Raw genomic sequence first — 26,349 nt, forward strand, 5'->3', positions numbered from 1 at the left:
CGATCCGCGGCTGCAGTGGCCTGCCTCGGTGCGCCGCCCGTCCGCGAGGGGGCCGATGGCGGCGGGGTCGCCCGCACAGCCCCGACGGTTCACTGCCCGTCTCGTCGCGGTGTGTGCCGCAGGCCTCTGGCGCCATGGTCACCATGTTGCCGGGCCCCGCCCCCTTCCCGCGCGGCATTCCCGCCGACTGGCGATGTAACGAGGTCCTCAGGTCCTGGCCGCCCGGACGGGCCGGACCCCGCGTCCCGGGCCCGCGCAGCCTCCCGGCGTCCGACGCGCGTCCGCGATCCGGCAGCATACGGGCAGGACCGGTCCGTACCGGGCGCAGCGGTGCCCTCGTCGGACCGCAGACGGGTCGCGCCGGTCGGGACCGGACGTGACCGGTCGGCGTGGGCAGCCGGCGGCGGGCGGCAGCCGCCGGCGGCGGGCACGCGGCGGCCCCGCGTCCGGGCAGGGCACGTCGAACCGCGCACCCGGAACCATCCGGTGCGCCCCGATGCGAGCTGGGAGCACAACGTGGAAAGCCTTGCGGCGGTCTTCTTCGACATGGACGGCCTGCTCGTCGACACGGAGCCGATCTGGACCGTCGCCGAGCACGAGGCGGCGGCGCGGCTCGGCGGCGAGTTCACCCCGGCGATGAAGCGGGCGATGATCGGCCACGGCATCGACACCGCCGTGCCGATCATGGTGTCGATGCTCGGCCGGCCGCCGGCCGACGTCCCGGCCACGGCGCGTTTCCTGCTGCGGCGCTCCGCAGAGCTGTTCCGCGAGCCGGGTGTGATCGTCCCGCAGCCCGGCGCCGTCGAGCTGCTCGCCGTCCTGCGGGAGCGGGGCGTCCCGGCGGCGCTGGTCTCCTCGTCCTTCCGGGACCTGATGGATCCTGTGCTCGACGTGATCGGCCGGGAGCTGTTCGCGACGACGGTGGCCGGCGACGAGGTACACCGCCGCAAGCCGGACCCCGAGCCCTACCTCACCGCCGCCCGCATGCTGGGCGTGGACCCGCGGCGCTGCGTCGTCCTGGAGGACAGCCCCTCGGGCGCCCGCGCCGGGGTGGCCGCCGGCTGCGCGACCATCCTGGTCCCCTCCATGCCGGGCCTCGACCTCGCCACCGCGGCCCCGTCCACCGCGACCCCGTCCACCGCGGCCCCGTCCACTACCGTCCCGCCCGTCGTCGCCGTGCTCGGGCCGTCTGCCGCGGTGCCGTCCGGTGTCGTGCCGCCGGATGCGGCGCCGTCTGCCGCGGTGCCGACGGATGCCACCGAGACCCCGCCCTCGGGCCTCGCCGCGATCGTCGGCAGCCTGCACGACGTCACCCTCGACCTGCTCCAGGATCTCCTGGCTGCCCGCCCGGCCGGGACCTGACCGCACCGTCCGCCAGCGCCAGCGCGCGGCGCACCAGATCGGCGACGCCCGCCGGACCGCCCAGCACATCAGCCCAGGTGAAGCGCAGCAGGGTCCAGCCGGCCGACAGCAGGTCGTTCTGCCGCACGCGGTCGCGGAACAGCGCGCGGGGCTCGCCATGGTAAGCGGCGCCGTCCGCCTCCACGGCGACCCGCCGGCTCGGCCAGGCCAGGTCGAGCCGGGCGACCAGGCGTCTTCCCAGCCCCGGGTCCCGATGCGGCGGCGTGCTCGGCGTCGGGTCGGAGAGGTCGGGCTTCCCGAGCCTCGTCGGCTCGTGCCGTGTCCGCGTGGGGCCGGGGTCCCATACCTGCCACTGCAGTTCCTCGGGCGGCAGGCCCGCGTCGAGCAGCAGCAGGCGCAGTCGCGTCTCCAGAGGAGACTCCGCCCGCCCGTCTGCGAGCGCGAACCAGGTCTGGCGGCCGACCACCCCCCGACGTCCGGATGCCGACCTGAGCACGGCGCGGGCATCCGGCACACGCCGCGCGTGCAGCGCTGCGTCGAGCAGGCTGACGGCGGTCTCCCGATCGCTGTCCAGGACCAGGTCGGCCAGGGTGCGCTCGACGGTGGTGACGGGGATGCCTCGCCGCGAGTGCCACTCGCCGGGGCGCAGGGCGCCCAGATGCCGGGTGAGACCGGCGATGCCGGCGGCCCTGTGCGCGGAGCGGGGGAGCAGGAGGTGGATCGGCTCGCCGAGCAACGCCGTGGTTCCGATCTCCGCCGCGCCGCCACGGCCGGCGCTGGGTCGACCCGCGCCGGGAGTGCGTCGAGGCGCCGCCCCCGCGTGCGAGGCCGAGCGGTGAATGTCCTCGCCGGCCCGCCCGGATCGACGAGGGGCACCAGGCAGTCCCGGCAGGCCCAGGAGACGGGCGGCCGCTCAGGTGGCAGACGACGGCGTCGGGCCGCCCGACCAGCGCAGCCCGAAGGGGACCGCGCAGCGGGTGCGCGGTGGGGAGCAGGACCGTACCGCGGAACGGGATGGACCAGCCGGCGTCTCGAATCAGGCGATCGAGGTGCCGTCGGGTCATGCCCGCTTGCCGGAGCTGCGCCCAGGTGAGCATGCCGTCCTGGCGCAGGGCCAGGTGACGCAGCGAGTGCGGGAGCGTGGGAAGGTCCACCCGCCCAGCCTGGCCCGTGGTCGGGCCGCCCTGCAGCGGCATCGGCCAATCTGTGGACGAGCCGGTGCCCTGTGGACGAGCCGGTGCCCTGTGGACGAGCCCGGTGCCCTGTGGACGAGCCGGTGCCCTGTGGACGAGCCTGCGTCCTGTGGGTGAGCCGGCGTCCTGTGGGTGAGCCGACGCCCTGGGATGAGCCGACGTCCTGGGGTGAGCCGACATCCTGTCCTGCGGAGGCCGTCTGCGGGCCGCGCGGCCTGCAGACAGATGCGGCCCGCCGAGGAGGCTGCCAGGCTCGGAGCCTGTTTGTAGTCGGGTGGCTACAGAATCGTGCCGAGGTTTGGGCACGGTTTTCTGCTCCGAAACCGTGTCTAACCCTCGGCATGATTTGGCATGTTTGTGGCTGGGTTTCTCGGCGGGTGGGTGACGGTGGGGCTGGCCGGGCGTTCAGATGGCGGGTGGGTCAGGGCGCGGCCGGGCGGGTCGGGGCATGGCGGGCGGGTCGGGTCGGGGCCGTGGCGGGCGGGTCGGGGCGTGGCGTGGCGGGCGGGTCGGGGCGCTGTGCGATCCAGCGTGAGGTCGCCAGGAGGCCGCGCGAGCTGGGCGGGGCGCGGCTGCGCGGACCTCCTGCGGCTGGGGTGGCGCCGGCGCCGCTGGCCGCCGGGTCAGGTGGCGGAGATGGCGCGCAGGACGTCCATGCGGGCGGCGCGGCGGGCGGGGAAGACGGCGGCGAGGATGCCGAGCAGGACACCGACGACGATGACGATGATGATGGTCGGGACCGGGTAGGCGAACGTGCTGATGCCCTGGGAGGCCAGGGCCTTCGTGAGGGCCCAGCCGAAGATGCTGCCCACGGCGACACCGAGCACGGCGCCGAAGACGGAGATGATCGTCGACTCCATGACGACCATGGCCCGCATCTGCCCGCGACTCATGCCGACGGCGCGCAGCAGTCCGATCTCCCGGGTCCGTTCGATCACGGACAGGGCGAGCGTGTTCACGATGCCGAACAGTGCGATGATCACCGCGAGGGTCAGCAGGACGTAGATGAAGCCCAGGAGCTGGTCGATCTGCTTCTCCTGCTGGGCGACGAACTCCGACTGGTCGCGCACCTCCACGGTGGCATAGGGCCTGACGATCTTGTTGATCTCGGCGCGCACGGCGGCGGGGTCGGCTCCATCGGCGCGTTTGACCAGCACGAACAGGTCGAGATCGTCGGTGTTGTGTCGGGCGAACTGGCCGGTCGAGATGATCCACGAGCCGGCCACCTGGCTCTTCTTGTACGTCCCGGCGACGGTGAGGTCCTGGGTGCCGTCGGGGAAGGTGACGGGGATCTTCTGCCCGACGCCGAGGTGGCGGTCGGCGGCGACGTCGTCATCCACGAGGATCGTGCCGTCGCCGAGGCCGCGGAGGTCACCGGCGACCTTCTTGAGGGCCAGCACCTTGGGCAGGCCGGCCGGATCCCCGGCGAGCACCTGGGCGTCGCGCCCGCCGACCTTCGCCAGGCCGCCGCGCAGCCCGGTCGCGACCTCGATGCCGGGCTTGCCGGCCAGATCGCGCGCCACCTGCCCGCTGAAGCCCTGGCCGAAGCCCTGGGTGGTCAGGAAGAAGTCGGCGCCGAGACTGTCCTGCACGGTCGTGCGTACCGACTCCTTGATCGACTGGCCGAGGATGGAGAAGGCGCTGACCAGCGCTAGTCCGATCATGAGGGCGGAGGCCGTCGAGGAGGTGCGTCGCGGGTTGCGCATCGCGTTCTCCCGGCCGAGCCGGCCCGTGGTGCCGAACAGCGAGACGAACGGCGCGCCGAGCACCCGGATGATCGGGCCGGACAACAGCGGCGACAGGGTGGCGATGCCGAGGAAGATCCCCGCGGCACCGGCTCCCACGGCGGTGGCTCCCGACTTGCCCGCCGACGCGGTCCCGAGGACGAGCAGCAGCACCCCGAGCGCCGTGAGGGCGGTCCCGGCGACGGCCCGGGTGCGCAGCGAGCGCGTCGGCAGCACATAGGACTCCCGCATCGCCGCGATCGGTGGCACGGACGCCGCCTTGCGCGCCGGCACGAAGGCCGCGGCCGAGGTGATCACGACTCCCACGGCGTAGGCGGCGATGATCGTACGCGCCTCGAAGACCAGCGAGCCGCTGGGTAGATCCACCCCGAACGCCCCGACGGCCGCCCGGAGCAGCACGGCGAGCCCCGCGCCGAACAGCAGACCCACGCTCGCCCCGGCGAAACCGACCAGAGCTGCCTCGACCTGCAGCGAGATCTGTACCTGACGCCGGCTCGCGCCGATCGCCCGCAGCAGCGCCAGCTCCCGCACCCGCTGCGCCACCAGCATGGTGAACGTGTTGAAGATGATGAACGCGCCGACGAACACCGAGATCGCCGCGAAGATCAGCAGGAAGGTCGAGAAGCCGCTGATCGCCTGCTGCACGGCGCTGGCGTTCTCCTCCGACAGCTGCGTGCCGGTGATCGCCTCGACGCCGGCGGGGAGCACGGCGGCGACCCGCGCGCGCAGCTCCGACTGGCCCAGGCCGGGGACGGCCGCCAGGTGGATGGAGCTGAACTGGCCAGGGGCCAGCAGCACCCGTTGGGCGGTGGCGGTGTCGAACGCGGTCACGGCGGCACCGCCGAGGCTGTCCTGCCCGGCCACCCGGAACGTGCCGACCAGCGTGTACGTCGTCGGTGCGCCCTTGGTCTGCACGGAGACCCGCGTTCCGAGGACGAGATGAAGGTCCCTCGCCGTCGCCCGATCCACCGCGATCTCGCCTGGCCCCGGGGCGTGGCCCTCGGCGAGTTGCTCGGGCGCGGTCGGCTGGCCGCCCGTCCAGTTCGTGCCCCGCCCCGGCGCCCCGCCCTCCTTCGCCGGCTTGCCGGTCCGTGGGTTGATGAGCACCGCCTGGCCGTCGACCGACCCGACAGCCGCCCGCACCCCGTCGACCCTGGCCACGGAGTCGAGGATCGACGCGGGCAGCGGCGGTCGGCCGGCGTCGCTCGTCGGGTCGATCTGGTTGACCGCCCGGACCGCGACGCTGACGTTCTTGTTGATGTCGGCGAACAGGGTGTTGAAGGTCCGGTTGAGCGTGTCCGTCAGGACCAGGGTGCCGGTGACGAAGCTCACGCCGACGACGACCGCCAGCATGGACAGGGCCAGCCGGATCTTGCGGGCCAGCAGGCTCTTGAGGGTGGCGCGCAGCATCGGCTCAGGCCCAGCCCGCCGACCCGGGCCCGTCCGCCCGGTAGCCGCGTGGGGCGCTCTGTCCGTCCGTGGAGCCGTAGCCGTCCGAGGAGCCGTAGCTGCCCGGAGCGCCGTAGCCCTCCGGGGGACCGTAGCCGTCCGGAGGACCGTAGCCGTCCGGGGAGCCGTAGCCGTCCGGCTCGTCGTCATCACGTGGGCCGGTGGGGCGCGGTAGCGGTCGGCGCCGCGGGTCACCCGCCGGCCCCCCGTAGCGGCCGCCGCCCGGGCCGCTCCCGTCCAGCGGCCCGGTCTCGGGCCCGGGGACGGGGGCGAACTCGCCGGTGAACGGCTCGGCGTAGCGGCCGTCGTAGGACGCTGGTCGGGCCGCCCGGCCGTCATTGCCGTAGCGCTGGTCGGGATAGTCGTAGTCGCCGTAGGGGTCGTCGTCGCCTGCCGGGTAGCCCCGAGGGCGGGGCGTCGCGTCGTAGCCGTCCTGGCGGGCACGGCCGCCCTGACGCTCGCGATCCGCGGGACGCGCGTGGCGGTCCCGGCCGTCGTGGCGGCCCCGGCCGTCGTGGTCGTCCCGGTGGTCGTGGCCGTCCCGGTCGTCGTAGGCGCCCGCTTCGCCGGCCGCGTCGGCGCCGTCGGGAAGCAGGCCTCGCTGGGCGGCGTCGAGGTGCTTCATCCGGTCGAGCACCTCGTCCGCGGTGGGTCGCTCGATCGCGTCGACGAGTCGGCCGTCCGCGAGGAAGATCACCTCGTCGGAGTAGGAGGCCGCGGTGGCATCGTGCGTCACCATGACGATCGTCTGGCCGAGCTCGGTGACCGAGTCCCGCAGGAACGACAGCACCTCGGCGCCCGAGCGGGAGTCCAGGTTGCCGGTCGGCTCGTCGGCGAAGATGATCTCGGGTCGGGTGACGAGGGCGCGCGCGCAGGCGACCCGCTGCTGCTGGCCGCCCGAGAGCTCGCTCGGCCGGTGCCCCAGCCGGGGGGCGAGGCCGACCGCGTCGACGACGGTGCGCATCCACGCCTGGTCCGGGGAGCGGCCCGCGATGCTCAGCGGCAGCGTGATGTTCTCCGCCGCGGTCAGCGTCGGCAGCAGGTTGAACTGCTGGAAGATGAAGCCGATCCGGTCCCGGCGCAGGCGGGTGAGCTCCTTGTCCGACAGCCGGGACAGGTCGACGTCGCCGATGAACACCCGCCCGCGGGTCACCGTGTCCAGACCGGCCAGGCAGTGCATGAGCGTGGACTTCCCCGAACCCGACGGCCCCATGATCGCCGTGAAGCGGCCGCGCGGGAAGTCCAGGTCGATCCCGCGCAGCGCGGTGACGGTCGTGTCCCCGGTGCCGTAGATCTTCGTCAGCCGGTCGGCGCGCGCCGCCGGGACCATGCCTCCCGCGCCGCCGCCGGGACCGCCCACGACGCCGGCGGCGGGCTGCTCGCGGCGATCGGCCCCGCGCTCGGCGGTCCGCGCCACCCGCTGCGGGCGACCGGCCGGAGCGCCCCGGCCCGCGTCCCGCCTCCCGCCTGGGGATGATCCGGTCCGTCGGGCCATCGTGATGTCCTCTCCTCGCGAGCTCGGCGCGTCTGCCGATGCCCCTGCCCGCCGCCGGGTACAGGGCCCGTCCCATCGTCCTCTGTCGGTGTTTCGGTGCGCGGACTGGCACGCGTCGCGGGGCTCGCCTGCCGGCCGCCCGGCCCGGACGACCTCGATCGCGCCGTCGGAGTCCCCAACGACCGAGTGATGATCCGCATCTCGGGATCGATCCGGAATCCCCGACAACCCCTCCCATCGACGTTCCCGTCCTCGCCCGCGTGCGGTGTCCTCCCGGCGGCCGTCAGCCGTCCGCCTCGCAGACGGTCGGGGCCGCGTCGTCGAGGGGGAGGGCGGGGGCCTGGCGCGGCAGCGGCGGGGGCGTGCCGCCGAACGCCGGGCACAGCGCCTGGTGATGGCACCAGGAGCACAGGCGGTTGGGGGTGGCCCGCCAGTCCCCGCTGCGGTGGGCCCGGTCGATCGCCGCCCACAGCGCCTCGATCCGCCGCTCGGTGGCCCGCAGGTCCGCCTCGTCCGGGGCGGCCCGCAACCAGGTGCGGTCCCCGAGGTAGTACAGGCGAAGCTCCCGGGGAATCACGCCGCGGATCCGCCACAACAGCAGGGCGTAGAACCTCATCTGGAACATCGCCGAAGCCTCGAACGCCGGCCCGGGCGAGCGGCCGGTCTTGTAGTCGACCACCCGCAGGGCCAGGCCCTGCGGGGTCGTGGCCTCGTCGAGCCGGTCCACGTAGCCGCGCAGCCGCAGCCCGGAGTCGAGCACGTGCTCGACGTAGAGCTCGCGGGCCGACGGGGCGAGCCGGGCCGGGTCCTCCAGCGCGAAGTACCCGGCGAGCAGGTCGCGCGCCGAATCCAGCCAGGCGGCGAGCGCGTCCGGGCCGTCGAAGAGCGTCTCGACGGCGGGCTCCCGTTCGCGCAGCGCCTGCCAGGCCGGCTCGACGAGCGTGCGCGCCGCCTCGAGGGTCCGCCCGGCCGGCGGCAGGTCGAACAGGTTCTCCAGGACCGAGTGCACGACGGTCCCGCGGCTGGCCGCCTCGCTCGGCGGTTCGGGCAGCCGGTCGACGACGCGGAACCGGTAGCGCAGCGGGCAGTTGACGAAGTCCGCCGCCCGCGACGGGGACAGCGAGCCGATCAGCGGCCGCTCGGCACCCCGCGGCCCGCCCGGCGCTGTGGAGCCGACCAGTGCCGCGCGGCCGGCCGGCGCTGCGGGAGCGGCCGCCGACACCGGGGCGTCCCTGGATGCCGCGGAATCAGGCGGCGGCGTCGTGGTCATGACCCGACCCTAGAACCCGCCACCGACACTTTCGCCGGTCGGTCCCGGCCGGCGCCGACGGACGTGCGCGGCGGTGCGGCGGTGGCGGTCCGGTCGCCGGCGGTGCCGTCCCGGGGGACCGGCGCCGCGGGGTGCGCGGGTGGGCATCGGCGCGCCGGGGTGGCCCTGACCGGAGGCCTCCGGCACCCCCGCTGGTCACAGGCGTGGACAGGGCCGGCAGACGCGGCCGGATCTGGTCCGTAGCATCGGTTCCATGACGGATCAGCGCGGTGGCACCGGCTCGGATGCCCATGGCGGCATGGGTGGTGCGTCGCGGCATCCGGGGGAACGCCCGTCGGGAGTCGTCATCGGGCGCATCCGCGGCGTCCCGATCATGGTGTCGCCACTCGCGCTGATCTTCGCCCTCCTGGTGGCCTACCTGCTCTCCGGCTCCATCCGGGACCGGCTGCCGACGGCGTCGGACGGCCAGGTCCTCGCCATGGCCACGGTGATCTCCGTCGGCTTCCTGGTCTCCCTGTTGGTCCACGAGATCGGGCACTGCCTGGCCGCGCTCGCCTTCGGTCACACCGTCCGTTCGGTGACGCTGCACGGGTTCGCCGGGTTCACCGAGTTCGAGCCCGAGCCCCGCAGTCCCGGCCGCGAGTTCCTCATCGCCTTCGTCGGGCCGGCGGCCAACGGCGTGCTCGCCGGGCTGTGCTTCCTCGGCCTGCTCGGCATCGGCGGCGACACCCACGTCGGGGTCGTGCTGCGTGATCTCGGGGTCATCAACCTGGCGCTGTTCGTGTTCAACCTGGCCCCCGGAGTGCCGCTGGACGGCGGGCGGGTGGTCATCGCCGCCGTGTGGGCGGTGACCGGGGACAAGCTGCGCGGGCTGCGGGCCGGCGCCTACGGCGGCTTCGTGGTGGCCGCCGGCATGGTCGTCTGGGGTACGACGATCTCCGGCGACAGCTTCGGCCTGTTCTACACGTATGCTCTGGCGGCGTTCCTGGCCTTCGCGGCCTTTCAGTCGCTGCGGGCGGCCCAGCTGCGGGGGCGGCTGCCGGGCCTGTCCGCCGGCCGGCTGGTGCGCCGGACGCTGCCCGTCGAGGGCGCCGTGCCGCTGGCCGAGGCCCTGCGCAGGGCGCAGGAGGTCGGCGCCACCGCCGTCGCGGTGATCGACCGGGACGGTAATCCCATCAAGATCATGAATGGCTCGGCGGTCGACGCGCTGCCCGAGCATCGGAGGCCGTGGATGTCCGTGGACGAGGTGAGCCGGGCGATCGCGCCCGGGATGGTGCTCGACGCCGATCTGGAGGGCGAGGACCTGCTCGCCGCGGTGCAGAGCATGCCCGCCTCGGAGTACCTGGTGCTGCAGCACGGCCGGCCGGTCGGCGTGCTCGCCATGGTCGACCTGGTCGCTCGCCTCGACCCGGCCGCCGCCGCACGCATGGTGGCGCAGCGGTGACCGAGCCCGATCTCCGTCCCGGTCCCACCGGCGCGGCGCACCGCCGCGGGCCCTTCACCAAGGGCGACCGGGTGCAGCTCACCGACCCCAAGGGACGCAAGCACACCGTCGTCCTGGAACCGGGCAAGCAGTTCCACACCCACCGCGGCGCCGTCGAGCACGACGCGCTGCTAGGCCGGCCCGAGGGCATCGTCGTCACCAGCACCGGCGGCACCGACTACCTGGCGCTGCGCCCCCTGCTCGTGGACTTCGTGCTGTCGATGCCCCGCGGCGCGACGGTGGTCTATCCCAAGGACGCGGGCCAGATCGTCACGTACGCGGACATCTTCCCGGGCGCGCGCGTGCTCGAGGCCGGCGTCGGCTCGGGCGCGCTGTCCTGCTCCCTGCTGCGCACCATCGGGGACGCCGGTCGGTTGATCTCCTACGAGCGGCGGGAGGACTTCGCCGCCATCGCCCAGCGCAACATCGAGACGTTCTTCGGCGGGCCGCACCCGGCGCACACGGTGATCGTCGGCGATCTGGCCGAGACGACCGAACGGGACATCGACCGGGTCGTCCTCGACATGCTGGCGCCCTGGGACGTCGTGGACGCCGTCAGCGCGGCGCTCGTTCCCGGCGGGGTGGTCTGCGCCTACGTCGCCACGACGACGCAGCTCTCCCGCGTCGTGGAGACCCTGCGCGCGCACGGCACGTTCGCCGAGCCCGCCGCCTGGGAGACGATGATGCGGGACTGGCACGTCGAGGGCCTTGCCGTCCGCCCCGGCCACCGCATGGTCGGCCACACGGGCTTCCTGGTCACCGCGCGCCGCCTCGCCGACGGCGTCACGCCCCCGGTCCGCCGGCGCCGGCCCGCGAAGGGCGCCCTCGGCGAGCCGACGGCCACGGGACCCGCGGAGTCGGCCCCCCTGGCCGCGCCGGTGGCCGCCGAGGACGAGCCCGAGTCCGTCCCCTAGGCCGCCGCGAGGCCCGGCCGCCGGACCCCCTCGGTTCGCACCGCCGGTTGGTTCCGCGCTGCGTACGGTCTGCGCTGCTTCTCGCGCGGCCGGTCCGCTTCTCGCGCGGGCCGGTCCGCACTGCCGCTCTGTCTGGGCTGCCAGCCGCTCTGGGCCGCCTGGCTACCTGGTCTGTGCTGCCTGTGGGGCCGCCTCCATGGGGCACGGCTCCACGGGGCACGGCTCCACGGGGCTCGGCTCCACGGGGCTGTGGGCCCGCGGCCGCACGCCGGCCCGCGCCGTCCACGGCGGCGCGGACGGGCCTTCGGACCCTGCTCCGGCCGGCCCCGTGGTCGGCGGGCGTCGTCCTGGTCAGGGGGTCGTCAGCTCAGGGGGCCGCCGGCCTCGAGGGTGCCGTCCGGGCGTTCCACGTAGATGCACGTCCCCGGACACTCGTCGGCCGCGTCGACGACCGCGTCCACGACCGGGAGGGGGACGGGCACGTACGCTCCGTCGGTCGTCTGGAGCTCACCGGCGTCGTCCTTGACGTAGGCGAGCCCGTCGACGTCGAACTCGAAGACGCTGGGGGCGAGCTGGACGCACAGACCGTCGCCGGTGCAGGCGTTCTGGTCGACCCGCACGCGCAGGCCCGCCGAAACGCCCGGCTTCGCTGGAGTTGCCACAGGGCTCCGATCTTCTGTCACCATGGCACCGTAACCCGCTGTTTACGGCAAAGCCGGGTCGTCCTTGCGTGACCGGCCTGCCAGCGGCGGTCACAACGGTAGTGTGGGTGCGTCCCGGTCAGCACGGGGGAGGTGGAGGCGCAGTGTCCGGTCCCCGTTCGGGCTCTGGCTCCGGTGGGAGCACGGGTCGTCCAGGTGATGCCGAATCACGGCGGTCGGCGTACGAGAAGGAAGCACACGAGCTCACGACGCAGGTCGCCTTCCTGGAAGAGGAAGTGGCCATGCTGCGGCGTAGGTTGTCCGAATCGCCCAGGCAGGTCAGGGTGCTGGAGGAACGCCTCGCGGAGGTTCAGGCCGAGCTGTCGTCCGCCACGGGACAGAACGACAGACTCGTCGCCACCCTCCGGGAGGCGCGCGACCAGATCGTCACCCTGAAGGAGGAGGTCGACAGACTCGCGCAGCCGCCCAGCGGCTACGGGATCTTCGTCTCCCGATATGACGACGGCACCGTCGACGTGTTCACTCAGGGCAGAAAGCTCCGAGTGACCGTGTCGCCGAGTGTCGACGTCGGCTCGCTCTCGCCCGGCCAGGAGGTCATGCTCAACGAGGCCCTCAACGTGGTCGAGGCTCGCTCCTTCGAGCGACAGGGTGAGATCGTCCTGCTCAAGGAAGTCCTCGAAAGCGGTGACCGAGCACTGGTGATCGGTCACACCGACGAGGAGCGGGTGGTCATGCTGGCCCAACCGCTGCTCGACGGTCCGATCCGCGCGGGGGACTCGTTGTTGATCGAGCCCCGCTCCGGGTACGCCTTCGAGCGAGTCCCGAAGTCCGAGGTCGAGGAGCTCGTCCTCGAAGAGGTCCCGGACATCGGGTACGAGCAGATCGGCGGGCTGAAGAGCCAGATCGAGTCGATCCGCGACTCGGTGGAGCTGCCGTTCCTGTACAAGGACCTGTACCGGGAGCATCAGCTCAAGCCGCCGAAGGGTGTGCTGCTCTACGGCCCACCCGGCTGCGGCAAGACGCTGATCGCGAAGGCGGTCGCGAACTCGTTGGCCAAGAAGGTCGAGGCGATCACCGGCCAGGGCAACGGCCGCGCCTTCTTCCTCAACATCAAGGGCCCCGAGCTGCTCAACAAGTTCGTCGGCGAGACCGAGCGGCAGATCCGGCTGGTGTTCCAGCGGGCGCGCGAGAAGGCGTCCGAGGGAATGCCGGTGATCGTGTTCTTCGACGAGATGGACTCGATCTTCCGGACCCGCGGCTCGGGTGTGTCCTCGGACGTGGAGAACACGATCGTTCCGCAGTTGCTCAGCGAGATCGACGGCGTCGAGCAGCTCGAGAACGTGATCGTGATCGGCGCGTCCAACCGTGAGGACATGATCGACCCGGCGATCCTGCGGCCGGGACGGCTCGACGTCAAGATCAAGGTGGAGCGGCCCGACGCCGAAGCGGCCCGCGACATCTTCGCCAAGTACGTCGTGCCCAGCCTGCCGCTCTACCCGGAGGACCTCGCCGAGTTCGACGGCAACCGGGAGGCCACGGTCGCCGCGATGATCCAGCGCGTCGTCGAGCGGATGTACGCGGAGAGCGAGGAGAACCGCTTCCTCGAGGTGACCTACGCCAACGGTGACAAGGAGGTCCTGTACTTCAAGGACTTCAACTCGGGCGCGATGATCGAGAACATCGTCGCCCGCGCCAAGAAGATGGCGGTCAAGGCGCACATCGAGGGCGGCCTCAAGGGTCTGCGCATGCAGTACCTGCTCGCCGCGTGCCTGGACGAGTTCAAGGAGAACGAGGACCTGCCGAACACGACCAACCCGGACGACTGGGCCCGGATCTCCGGCAAGAAGGGCGAGCGGATCGTCTACATCCGCACGCTCGTCACCGGAACGAAGGGCACCGAGGCCGGACGCTCCATCGACACCATCGCGAACACCGGCCAGTACCTGTAACGGCCGGCGTAACACCACCGCAGTTCCGTCGCGGTCGCGCTGTCCAGGCGACCGCGACGGGAGGCGGCACGCTTCGTACCGCGGCGCTCGGGACCGAGGAGGTCCCGAGCGCCGCGGTATGTGCGCGGCGAAGGCACGGCCCGCACGGCCCGCCTGGCCCGGCCCTGCCGGGCCCTCGGGCCGGCCCTGCCCGGGCCACGGGCCGGCCCGTTCGGACCGGCCCGTCCGTGCGGGCCCTGCAGCCCACCACGAGGGCTTTCGCGAGGGCGGCCGCCACCTGCGTGGCCGCCTCCGCGGGTCGGTCGCGCCGCGATCCCGTCCCGGCTCAGGGTGCCCCCGATCGGGGGATCCCCGGTTTCGGGAGGGTCCGGTGAGGGGCCATTCGCGCCGATCCGCATCGGGCGGAACGGGTCCGTGCGCACCGCCCAGAACAAACAAGGCGGACGTCCGACCAACCGACCGCCCGCGCAGCACCTACGCTTGCAGAGTGAGCGCGCGCCGGATCATGGGAATCGAGACCGAGTACGGGGTGTCGGTGCCCGGTCAGCCGAACACCAACCAGATGTTGGCCTCGTCGTTGGTGGTGAACTCCTATGCCAACAGAACGTCGTCCTCGGGCAGCCGTGCCCGGTGGGACTTCGAGGAGGAGTCGCCACTGCGGGACGCGCGAGGCTTCGAGCTCCCCCGGGAGCCCGCGGTCGACCCGAGCGCGCCGGCCAACGAGGACGACCTGGGCCTCGCCAACGTCATCCTGACCAACGGGGCGCGGCTCTACGTCGATCACGCCCATCCGGAGTTCTCCTCGCCCGAGGTCACCAACCCGCGCGACGTCGTGCTGTGGGACAAGGCCGGTGAACGGGTGATGGCGGAGGCGGCGCGGCGCGCCCTGACGGTGCCCGGCGCCAAGCCCGTGAACCTGTACAAGAACAACACCGACAACAAGGGCGTCTCCTACGGCTGCCACGAGAACTACCTCATGGCCCGCTCGACGCCGTTCGGGGAGATCGTCCGCAACCTCACCCCGTTCTTCGTCTCCCGCCAGGTCGTCTGCGGTGCCGGTCGGGTCGGCCTCGGCGTGGACAGCCGGGAGGCCGGCTTCCAGATCAGCCAGCGGGCGGACTTCTTCGAGGTCGAGGTGGGCCTCGAGACGACGCTGAAGCGCCCGATCATCAACACCCGCGACGAGCCGCACGCCGACCCGGAGAAGTACCGCCGGCTGCACGTCATCATCGGCGACGCGAACATGAGCGAGGTCGCCACCTACCTGAAGGTGGGGACGACGTCGCTGGTTCTCGCCATGATCGAGGACGGCTGGTTCAGCGTCGACCTGTCCGTGGACGGTCCGGTGGCCGCGCTGCGGGCGATCTCGCACGACCCCTCGCTCAAGCATCTCGTCACGTTGCGCGACGGTCGGAAGATGACCGCCGTGCAGCTGCAGATGGAGTACTTCGAGCAGGCCCGCAAGTACGTGGAGAACCGGTTCGGCTCGGACGTCGACCCGCAGACCGCCGACGTCCTCTCCCGGTGGGAGTCGGTCCTCGGCCGCCTCGAGGTCGACCCGATGAGCTGCGCCCGGGAACTCGACTGGGTCGCCAAGCTGTCGATCCTGGAGGGGTACCGCTCGCGCGACGCCCTGGCCTGGGACTCGCCCCGCCTGGAACTCGTCGACCTGCAGTACCACGACGTCCGGCCGGACAAGGGCCTGTACAACCGCCTCGTCGAGCGCGGCCGGTTCGATCTGGTCGTCAGCGAGGACGAGGTCACCAGGGCGATGACGGAGCCGCCAGAGGACACCCGGGCGTTCTTCCGGGGGCGCTGCCTCGCCCGCTACCCGCAGCAGGTCGCCGCGGCGTCGTGGGACTCGGTGATCTTCGACATCGGCCGGGACTCCCTGCAGCGGGTGCCGACCCTGGAGCCGTTGCGGGGGACGAGGGCGCACGTGGGCGAGCTGCTCGACCGGTGCGCCACCGCCGCGGATCTCGTCGACGCGCTGGCCGGCCGCTGAGGAGGCCGCAGGCCCCCTTCCTCGCCCGTCGCCGCGCCGGGCCGCCCCCGGCTGACCTGCGGGCGTTGCGCCCTGGGCGGACGTCGCGACGAGACGGTCAGTTCGTGATGGAGTGGACCTCTCACCGATCCGACTGATGGTGTCGGTGGGGCGGGATAGTGTCGCGCCAGGCGATCGAAGGAGGGCTTCATGGCCACCAGGGACAGCGGCGGCGGGCAGCAGCACACCAACCGGCATGCCGACGAGGTCGAGGAGGTCGCCGCCGAGGGCAACGACGCCAGCGACCTCAAGGAGCGGCACGAGAAGCTGTCCGAGGACGTCGACTCGCTCCTCGACGAGATCGACGACGTCCTCGAGGAGAACGCCGAGGAGTTCGTCAAGGGCTACGTCCAGAAGGGCGGCGAGTGACCGCGCGGCGTCGGCGGGGCTGAGCCCGCACCGCGCACCGGCTCCGGGCGCGCTCGGGGCACCGGAAGGTGCCTCTCGATCGTGGCGGTCGTCCTGTGTCGCCTGACCGCCGCCGGCCGGGTCGCCCGCCCGCGCCCCGTGTGTCGCCCGCCGGGTTCCACCGGCGGGCGAGGCCGGGGCGTGGAGGGTTGCCGGGCGCCGGAACCACGGTGTCGGCCTCCGTTGCGCCGCGACGCCGCGGTCCGCGGCGTGCGGATCGCCGCTGGTCGCGTCGGCGGCCGGCCGGGTGTGCCCGGACGGCCTGATCCGGCCCGGGGCGCGCCGCGGGGTGCGGCCGGGTGTCGCGGCCGGGTCGGCCGGGTGCCCGCGGACGGTCCGCGCGGGGTGGATGTGCGGTCGGTGCGGGAGCGGGCTGCGCGCCCGGATCGCCGGTCGGTCGCCGAGCCGGTCGCCCTGGCCGACCGCACCAGGTGGCCATGGCCCTATGTTGTGCTCATGCGCACGTCGCCCGCGGTTCCCGGAGACGACCGGGACGCCGCGGACCGTGTGACCGTCTATCGGAAGGGGGATGCGTGGCTGATCCAATGGGTGGCGCCGGGCGCCTACCGGCTGTGTTCATGACACCGGGAACGTCGTCGTTCACCGATTTCCTGTCGCAGTCGGCGCCGCACCTGCTGCCGGGGGCCCGGGGTGGCCTGCCGGGGCCGGTCACCGAGGTGGCGCACGGCACGACGATCGTGGCGGTGACGTTCCCCGGTGGTGTGATCATGGCCGGTGACCGCCGGGCGACGCAGGGGCACATGATCGCCCAGCGGGACGTCGAGAAGGTGCACCACGCCGATGACTTCTCCTGCGTGGGCTACGCCGGCACGGCCGGGGTTGGCGCCGAGCTGATCCGGCTGTTCCAGGTGGAGCTGGAGCACTACGAGAAGATCGAGGGCGCGACCCTGAGCCTGGACGCCAAGGCCAACCGGCTGGCGGCCATGGTCAAGGGGAACCTCCCGATGGCCCTGCAGGGCCTCGCCGTCGTGCCCCTGTTCGCCGGCTACGACCCGGACCTGGACAAGGGCCGGATCTTCTCCTACGACATCGCCGCGGCGAAGTCCGAGGAGCGTACCTACGAGTCCATCGGTTCCGGCTCGGTGTTCGCGAAGGGCTCGCTGAAGAAGCGCTTCCGCGTCGACCTGACCCAGGACGACGCGGTGCGGATCGCCGTCGAGGCCCTCTACGACGCCGCCGACGACGACTCGGCCACCGGTGGCCCGGACACGATCCGCAAGCTGTACCCGATCGTCGCGTCGGTCACGTCCGACGGGTACCGCCGCTACGGCGACGACGAGGTAGAACCCGTGGTGACCGCCATCATCGCGGACCGTTCCACGAGCGCGGGAGGCTGACGTGACCATGCCGTTCGGATACGCGAGCCCCGAACAGCAGGTCCGCGACAAGTCCGAGTACGCGCGCAAGGGCATCGCGCGCGGGCGCAGCGTCGTCGTCATCACCTACGCGGACGGGATCCTGTTCGTCGCCGAGAACCCCTCGGCGACCCTGCACAAGATCAGCGAGATCTACGACCGCATCGCGTTCGCCGCCGTGGGCAAGTACAACGAGTTTGAGAACCTGCGCACGGCCGGCATCCGTCTGATGGACTCCCGCGGCTACATGTACGACCGGCGCGACGTGACCAGCCGGGCCCTCGCCAACGCCTACGCGCAGACCCTCGGGGCGATCTTCACCGAGAGCGTGAAGCCCTACGAGGTCGAGATCGTGGTGGCCGAGGTCGGTCCCACCACCGACGACGACCAGATCTACAAGCTGACGTTCGACGGGTCGATCGCCGACGAGCGGGGGTTCGTCGCGATCGGCGGCGCCTCCGACCAGGTCACGACCTCGCTGAAGGAGCACCACCGGGACGGCCAGCCCCTCGCCGACGCCCTGCGGGTCGCGGTCCAGGCGCTGACCGTCAGCGTCCCGCCGGGGCTGCCGCAGAACGGCGAGCGGGTGCTCACCGCGGCCAACCTGGAGGTCGGGATGCTCGACCGGACCCGTGCCCGGCGCCAGTTCAAGCGGATCGCCGGTCCCGCCCTGGCCGAGCTGCTCGCCCAGACCGCCACCTCGTCCTGACCGCCCGCTTCTGACCGACCGGATCTTCTTGGCCGACAGGCTCCTCTTGGCCGATCGGTTCCTTGATCGACCGCTTCTGATCGACCGCCTCTGATCGACAGAGCCGGCCGGTCCGGTCAGGGCCCCAGGGCGACTGCCGGACCGGCCGGGCGGCTCAGCGCGGGCGGACGTGCTCGTCGAGGAAGGCGAGCGCGCGGGACCAGGCGTCCGCGGCGGCGACCGGGCGGTACACCGCCTCCCGGTCGTCGCTGTGGAAGGCGTGTCCCGCGTCCGGGTAGCTGACGAGTTCCGTCGGCGCGCCGCTGCGGGCGGCCGCGGCCCGCAGCGCGGCGATCTCGTCCGCGCTGATCAGAGCGTCCTGCTCGCCGTAGAGGCCGAGCCACGGCACGCGCAGCGCCGGGGCCGCCTCGACCAGCGGCGGCACGCCCGGCCAGTACGGCGTGCTCACCCCGCCGCCGTAGAACGACACCGCCGCGGCCAGCGGGTGGCGGGTGGCGGTGTGCAGCGCCACGGTGCCGCCCATGCAGAACCCGACGATCGCGCTCTGCCCGGCGTCGAAGCCGGAGTCGGCGAGATGGGTGAGCGCCGCGTCGACGTCGGCGTCGATGCCCGTCCCCGTCAGCGTCTCCATCGCCGGGACCGCCCCCGGCCAGCCGCCGGCCGGGTCGACCTCGTCGAAGCCGTCCCGGTGGTAGAGGTGCGGCGCCACGGTCAGCCAGCCGGCCCCCGCCAACCGGTCGCACACGGAGACCAGGTACGGCGTGATGCCGCGGGCGTCCTGGACGACGACGACGCCACCGCGGGGCGGGTCGTCCGCCGCGGGGGCCACGATCGTCAGCGGGACGGAGTCCCGCCGGGTGACCTCCGCCCGCAGGTGGCTCTTCAGGGTGCCGTTGCGGTGGGACTGGCTGGACGTCGCATCGTTCGTTCCGGTTGTCATGGCGGCCATCCTTCCCCGTCGCAGCCGTCGTGACCGCATGGCCTGCGTCGGACATGCCACCGTCGCGGCCCTGGCGTGTGGGCGCCTCACGTCGACCCCCGTGTGGCGGCCCACCGCAGTGCCCCCGGCCTGCCCGCCGGGGCCGCCGGAGGGCGCCGGGAACCGCCGGGTGACGACGGATTCCGTCGCGAAACGCCGTGCCGCGACACGCCGCCGGACGGGCCGCGACACCGTGAAGGCGGCACGCTACTCCCCGTAGCGTCCCGGCGGGCTCCGCCGGACGGAGGGGAGGATGCGGTGAGCAGACCGCTGCCGAACAGGACGGCGAGTGCGCGCACGACGGCGGACTCGCGGGGCACGGCGGGCGCGGCGCGGGCCGGCGTGACCGGGACAGCGGTCCCGTGGTGACCGGCGGCCGGCACCGGGAGGGTGACCGAGGTCCCCTGCCCGGGCAACGTCACCAACCCGGCCCGCAGGCGGACGGCGCCGCCGGACCGAGCGCCGAGCCGGCCGCCCACCGCGAGCCGGCCGCCCACCGTGAGCGGGACGGCCTTCGTGAGCGGGACGGCCTTCGTGAGCGAGACGACCTTCGCGAGCGGGACGGCCTTCGTGAGTCGGACGGCCTTCGGGGTGCCGACGGCGCCGATGGTTCGGGCGGCCGTGAGAGTTCGGGCGGCCCTGACCCTTCGGGCGGCCTTCGTGGTGCCGTCGACCAGCGGGATCCGGGCGGCATGCGTGCTCCGGCCGGGAGCGGCTCCGCGGTCGGCTGGCACGCCCATCCCGGTTACCCGCCGCACGAACACGGGCGGGGCGACATCGGCTCGCCGGACCACCGACCGGCGTACGGCCACCGCCATGCGGCCGACGGCGGCGTGGTCCCGACTCCGGACGGCAGCGACCCTGCCGGTGACACCTCGCCGGGCGCCCCCCTGGCCGCTGGCGATGGCGCCGGCTCGGTCCGTGTCCGTGGCTCGTCGGGTGTCCCCGGCTCGTCGGGTGTTCCTGGTTCGTCGGGTGTTCCTGGTTCGTCGGGTGTTCCCGGTTCGGGAGGTCTGCCTGCCACGGCAGGGGCGCCCGGCCTGGCGCGGGCGGGACGCTGGAGGCCGGCCGCCCCGGCGGAGCAGCGCCCCGGGCGTGACCCGCTCGGCCTGCGCGCGGTGCGGCGGGCCGGTGCCATCACGGTCGGGATGGCCGTGCTGATGGGGATCCTCGTCTGGCTCTACGGGACGTCGGTGACCAGCCTGCGGCCACGGGACCTGCCGATCCTCACCGTGGGTCCGGCGCCCGCGGCGACCGCGCTCGCCGACCAGATCAGCCGGGTCGAGCCCGGCGCGCTCACCGTGCACACCGTGCCGACCGTCGCCGCGGCCGACCAGGCTCTACGCGATCGCGACGCCTACGCTGCGATCGTCATCGGCAACGACGGGCTGACGCTGCGGGTCGCCTCCGCGGCCAGTCCCGCGGTGACCGAGGCGATCACCCGGGGCATCCGGGTGTTCATGCCCGGTCTGGAGATCCCGGTCGTCGACGTGGTCGCGAACGCGCCCAGGGACCTGGCCGGCGGAGGACTGGCCGCCGGGTACCTGCCGCTCGTGCTCGTCATCGCCGCCGCGGGGGTGCTGCTGACCCGGCTCGTCCGCTCCCGCGCGGTCCGGCTGGCCGGCATCGCGGTACTCGCGGTGCTCTGCGGGTTCGCCGGGACGGTGGCGCTGCAGGGCGCGCTGGACGTCCTGCCGGGTTCCTTCCTGACGACGATGGCGGTGCTGACCCTGCTGGCCCTGGCGGTCGCCGGGCCGATCGTGGGGGTCGGCGCGGTGGCGGGGACGCCGGGCCTGGTGGGCGCCGTCCTGGTGACGGTCGCGGGCGCCGCGCTGTCGGCCGTACAGTCCGCGCCCGAGATGCTGCCCCGTCCGTGGGGGGACATCGGCCAGTTCGGGCCGCCCGGAGCGGGGGCGACCCTGCTGCGCTCCACCAGCTACTTCGAGGGCGCGGCCGGCGGCCGGCCGGTGGTCGTGCTGGCCGTCTGGCTGGTGGTCGGCCTCTGGCTGGCCTTCGTGGGGGAGCGCGGCGCCGCCTCGTCGCTGTACCCGGGTACCCGGGGTACCCCCCGGTCGGACCAGGAGCCGCACCGACAGCCGGCCGGCATCGCCCCGGCCGGTGCAACCGCGACGGGTGCGCCGCTGGCGGGCGGGGCCACGATTCCGGCAGGCGCAGGCGCAGGCGCAGGCGCAGGCGTTACGGCCACGGCGGGTTCCGGTTCGGGCGCGGCGGGCTCGGGCGTGCCAAGCCCGGGGGCGGCGGCGGTGCCCGCACGAGCCGGCGCGACCGCGGCGGACGAGGTGTGGGCACCCCAGGAAGCGGCCGGTGGCCCTGTGCCTCCCGGTGGCCCAGTGCCTCCCGGTGGCCCTGTGCCTACCGGTGGGTCGGCACTGCCGGGTGGTTCGGTGCTGCCCGGTGCTTCGGTGGGGCCCGGTGGCGGGGCGGCGGTGGATCAGGCGCCGGCGGCGCGCGCGGGAAGCGCGCCCGGTGGGCCACCGGCCGCGGTGGCGACTCCCCTGCCGACGTGGCGTTCGCCGCTGGAGCGCACCGTGCCGATCGAGCCGTCGGGAGGAGGCGTCCGGCTGGTGCCCCCGACCCGTCCGGGTGACCCGCCACCAGGGCGTGGGGGAGCCCCCGCGGGGGGTGCGACGGCGGGCGGGTCGGAATCCCGCTGACCTCGAGCCCGAGCGTCTGGCCACGCCAGGGTGGCATCCGAGCATAGGGTCACAGACGTGGATCGCCGCATCTTCGGACTGGAGAACGAGTACGGCGTCACCTGCGTGTTCCGGGGGCAGCGGCGGCTGTCCCCGGACGAGGTGGCGCGGTACCTGTTCCGTCGTGTCGTGTCATGGGGACGCAGCAGCAACGTGTTCCTCAAGAACGGCGCCCGCCTCTACCTCGACGTCGGGAGCCATCCGGAGTACGCCACCCCGGAATGCGACTCCGTCCCCGACCTCGTCACCCACGACAAGGCCGGCGAGCGGATCCTGGAGGGCCTGCTCGTCGAGGCCGAACGGCGCCTGCGGGAGGAGGGCATCGCCGGAGACATCCATCTGTTCAAGAACAACACCGACTCCGCCGGCAACAGCTACGGCTGCCACGAGAACTATCTCGTCGGCCGGCACGGCGAGTTCTCCAAGCTCGCCGACGTGCTGGTGCCCTTCCTGGTCAGCCGGCAGATCCTCTGCGGGGCCGGCAAGGTGCTGCAGACCCCGCGCGGCGCGGTCTACTGCATCTCCCAGCGCGCCGAGCACATCTGGGAGTCGGTGTCGTCGGCGACCACCCGGTCCCGCCCGATCATCAACACCCGGGACGAGCCGCATGCGGACGCCGAGCGCTTCCGCCGCCTGCACGTGATCGTCGGCGACTCGAACATGAGCGAGACGACGATGCTGCTCAAGCTCGGCTCCACCGACCTGGTGCTGCGCATGATCGAGGCCGGCGTCATGCTGCGCGACATGACGCTGGAGAACCCGATCCGGGCGATCCGCGAGGTCAGCCACGACATGACCTGCCAGCGCAAGATCAAGCTGGCGAACGGTCGCGAGGTCAGCGCGCTGGACATCCAGCGGGAGTACTACTCGAAGGCCGTCGAGTTCGTCGAGCGCCGCGGCGGCGACGAGGTCGCCAAGCGGGTGCTCGACCTGTGGGGCCGTACGCTGCTCGCGATCGAGACCGACGACCTCGAACTCGTCGCCCGGGAGATCGACTGGGTGACGAAGTACGTGCTCATCGAGCGGTTCCGGCACAAGCACGGCCTGTCGCTGGCTTCGCCGCGGGTCGCCGAGCTCGACCTGAAGTACCACGACATCCACCGCGATCGCGGGCTGTACTACCGGATGGAGCGGGCGGGCCTCGTCGAGCGGGTGACCCGCGACCTCGACGTGTTCGAGGCCAAGTCGCGCCCGCCGCAGACCACCCGCGCCCGGCTGCGCGGCGAGTTCATCAAGCGGGCCCAGGAGAAGCGGCGCGACTTCACGGTCGACTGGGTCCACCTCAAGCTCAACGATCAGGCGCAGCGTACGGTCCTGTGCAAGGACCCGTTCCGCTCCGTCGACGACCGGGTGGACAAGCTCATCGCCAGCATGTGAGGACCCGACCCCTGTGATGTCCGCTTCGCGGCGCGCCCGCGCCGCCCTGACCGCCCCGCGCATGGCGATCCAGCGCATGGCCGTCCAGCGCATGGCCGTCCAGCGCGCCACCGCCCCGCGCGCGACCACCCCGCTCGCGCGGGTCGCCCACCGTCGGCGCCTGCTCGCCGGCGTGGTGCTGCCCGCCGTGCTGGTCGTCCCGGTTCTCGCGGGCTGCGCCGCCTCGGACGCTCCCGACGGCACCAGCGCCGCGCCGGCGCAGACCGTGACCGCCGGCTCCCGCCTGCCCGTGGTGCAGAATGCCACCGACCTGACCCGCAAGCCGCTGTCCGCGGCGGGGTCGGGAACCGCGCCGACGACGCTGGTCACCGACGACCTCGTGACCGGCCACGGGGCGCGCGCCTCGGCCACCAGCACCGTGGTCGTCCAGTACTCCGGCGTGCTGTGGCGCAACGGCCAGGAGTTCGACACCACCTGGGGCACCGGGCAGGCGGCCACCTTCCCGCTAGACAGCACCATCCCCGGCTTCGGGCGCGGCATCGACGGCATGCGCGTCGGCGGCCGCCGGCAGATCGTCATCCCGCCCGACCTCGGCTACGGGCCGGCGGGCGGCCAGCCGCCGACCATCCTCGCCGACGACACTCTGGTCTTCGTGGTCGACCTGCTCGCCGTCCAGGGCGGCGCAGGTGCCGGCGCAGGCGGGGCGACCGTCCAGCCCTAGCCGCCTGCGTGGCCGGCGGGAAGGGCAGCGGAGTCGGGTCGCGGGTGGGGGCGGTGCCGGCCCGGCGCCGCCGGCCGGCTAGCGTGTGTCAGGTGTCCCGGCGACGGGTGGAGCGCCTGCTGAACCTGACGATGTGCCTGATGGCGACATCGCGCTTCCTCACCGTGTCCCAGCTCGGTGAGCTGGTGGAGGGCTACGAGCCCGGCGTCACCGAGGAGGAGCAGGAGGCCTTCCGGCGGATGTTCGAGCGGGACAAGGCCTACCTGCGTGAGATCGGCATCCCGCTGGAGACCGGGGCGGACTCGGCGTTCAGCGACGAGGTCGGCTACCGGATCCGCCGCGGCGACTACGCCCTGCCCGACATCGCGCTGGCACCGGACGAGGCCGCCGCGCTGGCGCTGGCCGGGTCGCTGTGGTCGACGACGGCGCTGGCCGGGCCGGCGGCGAGCGCACTGCGCAAACTGGCCGCCGGCAGGGCCGCGGTCGGCGGCGGTGCTGACAGGGGCGGTGCTGACGGGGGCGGTCCTGACGGCTCCGACGGCTTCGCCCCTCTGAACGGTCTCGACACTCTGGACGGCTTCGAGCCGCGGGTCGACGCGCGGGATCCGGCGTTCGAGCCGTGCCTCGCCGCGGTGCAGGCCGGCCGGGCGATCCGCTTCCCCTACCGCAAGGTCGGCGAGATCGGCGCGGCCGAGCGGCACGTCGAGCCGTGGGGCGTGCTGTCCTGGCGGGGCCGCTGGTACCTGGCGGGCCACGACGTCGTCCGCGGCGCCCCGCGGGTGTTCCGGCTGTCCCGGTTCGCGGGGCCCGTGCGGCCGGTCGGACCCGGCGGGGCCGTGCGCGTCCCGCCGGACGTCGACCTCTACGCCATGGTCTCCACCGAGGCCCCGCCGGACCGGGTGCGCACCGCGACGCTCGCCGTGCGTCGCGGCACCGGCCACGCGCTGCGCCGCGGCGCTCGCCCCGTCCATCCCGCCTGCCCCCCGACCGAACCGCCGCCGGGCCTGCTCACCGGCCTGCCGGCCGAGGTGGGAGGTCGGCCGGTCGAGGCGGGGCGGCGGCCGGTCGTGCCGGCGGACATGGACCTGGTGGAGCGGGAGTTCGCCGACACCGAGCGGTTCGCCCGCTGGATCGTCGGGTCGGGGCCGGACGTGCTCGTGCTGGGGCCGCCGGAGCTGCGCGCCGCCGTGGTCGCCCGCCTGCGGGCAGCGGCCGCGGGCACCGCCGGCGCGCAGGCGGCCGCCGCGGTTCCCGGCGGGCGATGAGCGATGAGCGCCGCGACCGACCGGTTGAGCCGGCTGCTCGCCCTCGTCCCCTGGCTGCGGGCGCATCCCGGCGTCCCGCTGCCGGCCGCCGCGGAGGCCTTCGGCATCACGCCGCGCCAGCTACGCGACGACCTGGATCTGCTGTTCGTCTGCGGACTGCCCGGCGGGGCGCCGGGCGACCTCATCGATCTGAGCTACTCCGGGGACCGAATCACCGTCGCCGATCCGCAGACCCTCGACCGGCCGCTGCGCCTGTCGGTGGACGAGGCCACGGCGTTGGTCGTCGCCGCCCGCGCGCTCGCCGACGTGCCGGGGCTCGCCGGCCGGGAGGCTCTCGACCGGGCGCTGGAGAAACTGGAGAAGGCGGTCGGCGCGGCGGGCAGCGTCGCCGGCCAGGTGCGGGTGAGCCTCGACACCCACGCCGACGTGCTCGCCGCGGTGCAGCGGGCGGTGCGGCAACGCCGCCGGGTGCACCTGCGCTACCTCGTGTGGTCCCGCGACGAGCTGACCGAGCGTGACGTCGACCCGATGCGGGTGCTGGTCCGGGAGGGTCACTGGTACCTGGAGGGCTGGTGCCACCGGGCGGAGGCGGTGCGACTGTTCCGGCTGGACCGCATCGACGGGCCGGGCGGGGTCGAGGTGCTCGACGTCCCGGCCGCACCGCCGCCGGGCGCGGTGTCCCGCGACACCAGCGAGGGGATCTACCGGCCCGGCCCGGCCGACGTCCGGGTCGTCCTCGAACTCGCCTCGCCGGCCCGCTGGGTCGCCGACTACTACCCCGTCACCGGGGTGCGGGAGCTGCCCGACGGCCGCCTGGAGGTCACCCTCCACGCGCGGGAGACCTCCTGGCTGCACCGCCTTGTGCTCGGCCTCGGCGCCGACGTGCGGGTCGTCGAGCCGCCGGTGCTCGCCGCCCAGGTGCACGCCCTGGCGCGCCGGGCGCTGGCCGCCTACGGGCTCGACGCCCCCGCCGCCGGCGCCGGCGGCGACCGGTAGGGTGATCGGCATGTTCTGGGCGCTCGTCTACCTCGTGCTCATCCTCGGCGGGCTCGGCCTGCTCGGCCTGTGCGCCTGGCGGGTGTGGCAGAAGGTGCGCGGCGTGCGCCGGGCACTCGGCGAGCTGTCGACCCGGGTGTCCGGCCTTGCCGCAGACACCGCGGAGCTCTCCGCCCGGCTGAACCATGCCGAGGTCACGGCCCGGCTCGCCGAACGCACCTCCTGATCGGCCCGGCCT

The 26,349-nt window shown here is 73.6% G+C and carries 20 protein-coding genes; 14 read left to right on the forward strand and 6 right to left on the reverse strand.

The annotated features are described in order from the left end of the window. The first annotated feature begins 516 nt into the window (after positions 1-516). Positions 517-1,362, forward strand: coding sequence for an HAD-IA family hydrolase (locus tag FRAAL_RS12470; RefSeq protein ID WP_041940469.1), 846 nt, complete (start codon positions 517-519; stop codon positions 1,360-1,362). On the opposite strand, the gene FRAAL_RS12475 is transcribed toward FRAAL_RS12470, so the two are convergent. The 4 genes from FRAAL_RS12475 to FRAAL_RS12490 all read right to left on the reverse strand — a co-directional run bounded on the left by FRAAL_RS12475 (position 1,310) and on the right by FRAAL_RS12490 (position 8,514). After that, entirely contained in the window at positions 1,310-2,098 is a 789-nt protein-coding gene (locus FRAAL_RS12475; RefSeq protein WP_011604008.1) for an endonuclease domain-containing protein, read from the reverse strand. The two genes, FRAAL_RS12470 and FRAAL_RS12475, sit on opposite strands and share 53 nt — an antisense overlap. A 1,080-nt stretch (positions 2,099-3,178) precedes the next feature. Then, the gene (locus FRAAL_RS12480; protein WP_011604009.1) at positions 3,179-5,710 is read right to left on the reverse strand and encodes an ABC transporter permease; all 2,532 of its coding nucleotides are present in this window, start codon (positions 5,708-5,710) and stop codon (positions 3,179-3,181) included. A 4-nt stretch (positions 5,711-5,714) separates the two neighbouring features. Then, the gene (locus tag FRAAL_RS31645; protein WP_083866779.1) at positions 5,715-7,244 is read right to left on the reverse strand and encodes an ABC transporter ATP-binding protein; all 1,530 of its coding nucleotides are present in this window, start codon (positions 7,242-7,244) and stop codon (positions 5,715-5,717) included. A 283-nt stretch (positions 7,245-7,527) separates the two neighbouring features. Continuing rightward, the gene (locus FRAAL_RS12490) at positions 7,528-8,514 is read right to left on the reverse strand and encodes a RecB family exonuclease (RefSeq protein ID WP_011604011.1); all 987 of its coding nucleotides are present in this window, start codon (positions 8,512-8,514) and stop codon (positions 7,528-7,530) included. 253 nt (positions 8,515-8,767) lie between these two features. Between FRAAL_RS12490 and FRAAL_RS12495 the strand changes: the two genes are divergently transcribed. Continuing rightward, positions 8,768-9,958, forward strand: a complete 1,191-nt coding sequence (locus FRAAL_RS12495; protein WP_011604012.1) for a site-2 protease family protein — start codon at positions 8,768-8,770, stop codon at positions 9,956-9,958. Beyond that, positions 9,955-10,911: a tRNA (adenine-N1)-methyltransferase gene (locus FRAAL_RS12500; protein ID WP_011604013.1), complete on the forward strand. Its 957-nt coding sequence runs from the start codon at positions 9,955-9,957 to the stop codon at positions 10,909-10,911. The genes FRAAL_RS12495 and FRAAL_RS12500 overlap by 4 nt, the downstream gene beginning before the upstream one ends. A gap of 362 nt (positions 10,912-11,273) precedes the next feature. On the opposite strand, the gene FRAAL_RS12505 is transcribed toward FRAAL_RS12500, so the two are convergent. Beyond that, positions 11,274-11,597, reverse strand: coding sequence for a ferredoxin (locus FRAAL_RS12505; RefSeq protein ID WP_041939235.1), 324 nt, complete (start codon positions 11,595-11,597; stop codon positions 11,274-11,276). 119 nt (positions 11,598-11,716) lie between these two features. Between FRAAL_RS12505 and arc the strand changes: the two genes are divergently transcribed. The 5 genes from arc to prcA all read left to right on the forward strand — a co-directional run bounded on the left by arc (position 11,717) and on the right by prcA (position 18,059). Continuing rightward, positions 11,717-13,522, forward strand: a complete 1,806-nt coding sequence (gene arc, locus FRAAL_RS12510) for a proteasome ATPase (protein WP_041939236.1) — start codon at positions 11,717-11,719, stop codon at positions 13,520-13,522. A 487-nt stretch (positions 13,523-14,009) separates the two neighbouring features. Beyond that, entirely contained in the window at positions 14,010-15,527 is a 1,518-nt protein-coding gene (dop, locus tag FRAAL_RS12515; RefSeq protein WP_372666872.1) for a depupylase/deamidase Dop, read from the forward strand. Positions 15,528-15,716: 189 nt separating this feature from the next. After that, positions 15,717-15,935, forward strand: coding sequence for a ubiquitin-like protein Pup (locus tag FRAAL_RS12520; protein WP_011604017.1), 219 nt, complete (start codon positions 15,717-15,719; stop codon positions 15,933-15,935). A gap of 572 nt (positions 15,936-16,507) precedes the next feature. Then, positions 16,508-17,332, forward strand: a complete 825-nt coding sequence (gene prcB / locus FRAAL_RS12530; protein WP_173402688.1) for a proteasome subunit beta — start codon at positions 16,508-16,510, stop codon at positions 17,330-17,332. Between the two features lies 1 nt (position 17,333). Beyond that, positions 17,334-18,059 carry a proteasome subunit alpha gene (gene prcA / locus FRAAL_RS12535; protein WP_011604020.1) on the forward strand — a complete coding sequence of 242 codons (726 nt, stop codon included), beginning with the start codon at positions 17,334-17,336 and terminating at the stop codon, positions 18,057-18,059. A gap of 154 nt (positions 18,060-18,213) precedes the next feature. On the opposite strand, the gene FRAAL_RS12540 is transcribed toward prcA, so the two are convergent. Further along, the gene (locus tag FRAAL_RS12540; protein WP_011604021.1) at positions 18,214-18,999 is read right to left on the reverse strand and encodes a dienelactone hydrolase family protein; all 786 of its coding nucleotides are present in this window, start codon (positions 18,997-18,999) and stop codon (positions 18,214-18,216) included. A 731-nt stretch (positions 19,000-19,730) separates the two neighbouring features. Between FRAAL_RS12540 and FRAAL_RS35805 the strand changes: the two genes are divergently transcribed. From FRAAL_RS35805 to FRAAL_RS12575, 6 genes are all read left to right on the forward strand, one after another. Beyond that, complete coding sequence (locus tag FRAAL_RS35805) at positions 19,731-21,713, forward strand: ABC transporter permease (RefSeq protein WP_193790327.1); 1,983 nt, start codon at positions 19,731-19,733, stop codon at positions 21,711-21,713. A 57-nt stretch (positions 21,714-21,770) separates the two neighbouring features. Then, entirely contained in the window at positions 21,771-23,129 is a 1,359-nt protein-coding gene (gene pafA, locus FRAAL_RS12555) for a Pup--protein ligase (protein WP_041939239.1), read from the forward strand. Between the two features lie 91 nt (positions 23,130-23,220). Then, on the forward strand, positions 23,221-23,850 hold the full coding sequence (locus FRAAL_RS12560) for an FKBP-type peptidyl-prolyl cis-trans isomerase (protein WP_011604025.1): 630 nt from the start codon (positions 23,221-23,223) through the stop codon (positions 23,848-23,850). A gap of 92 nt (positions 23,851-23,942) precedes the next feature. Then, positions 23,943-25,115, forward strand: coding sequence for a helix-turn-helix transcriptional regulator (locus FRAAL_RS12565; RefSeq protein ID WP_041939240.1), 1,173 nt, complete (start codon positions 23,943-23,945; stop codon positions 25,113-25,115). 3 nt (positions 25,116-25,118) lie between these two features. Next, positions 25,119-26,111 (forward strand): helix-turn-helix transcriptional regulator, encoded by a 993-nt coding sequence (locus FRAAL_RS12570; protein WP_011604027.1) that lies wholly within the window; start codon positions 25,119-25,121, stop codon positions 26,109-26,111. Between the two features lie 10 nt (positions 26,112-26,121). Further along, the gene (locus FRAAL_RS12575) at positions 26,122-26,337 is read left to right on the forward strand and encodes a hypothetical protein (protein WP_041940474.1); all 216 of its coding nucleotides are present in this window, start codon (positions 26,122-26,124) and stop codon (positions 26,335-26,337) included. Positions 26,338-26,349 lie beyond the last annotated feature (12 nt).

This window comes from Frankia alni ACN14a, assembly GCF_000058485.1.
Taxonomy (GTDB): domain Bacteria; phylum Actinomycetota; class Actinomycetes; order Frankiales; family Frankiaceae; genus Frankia; species Frankia alni.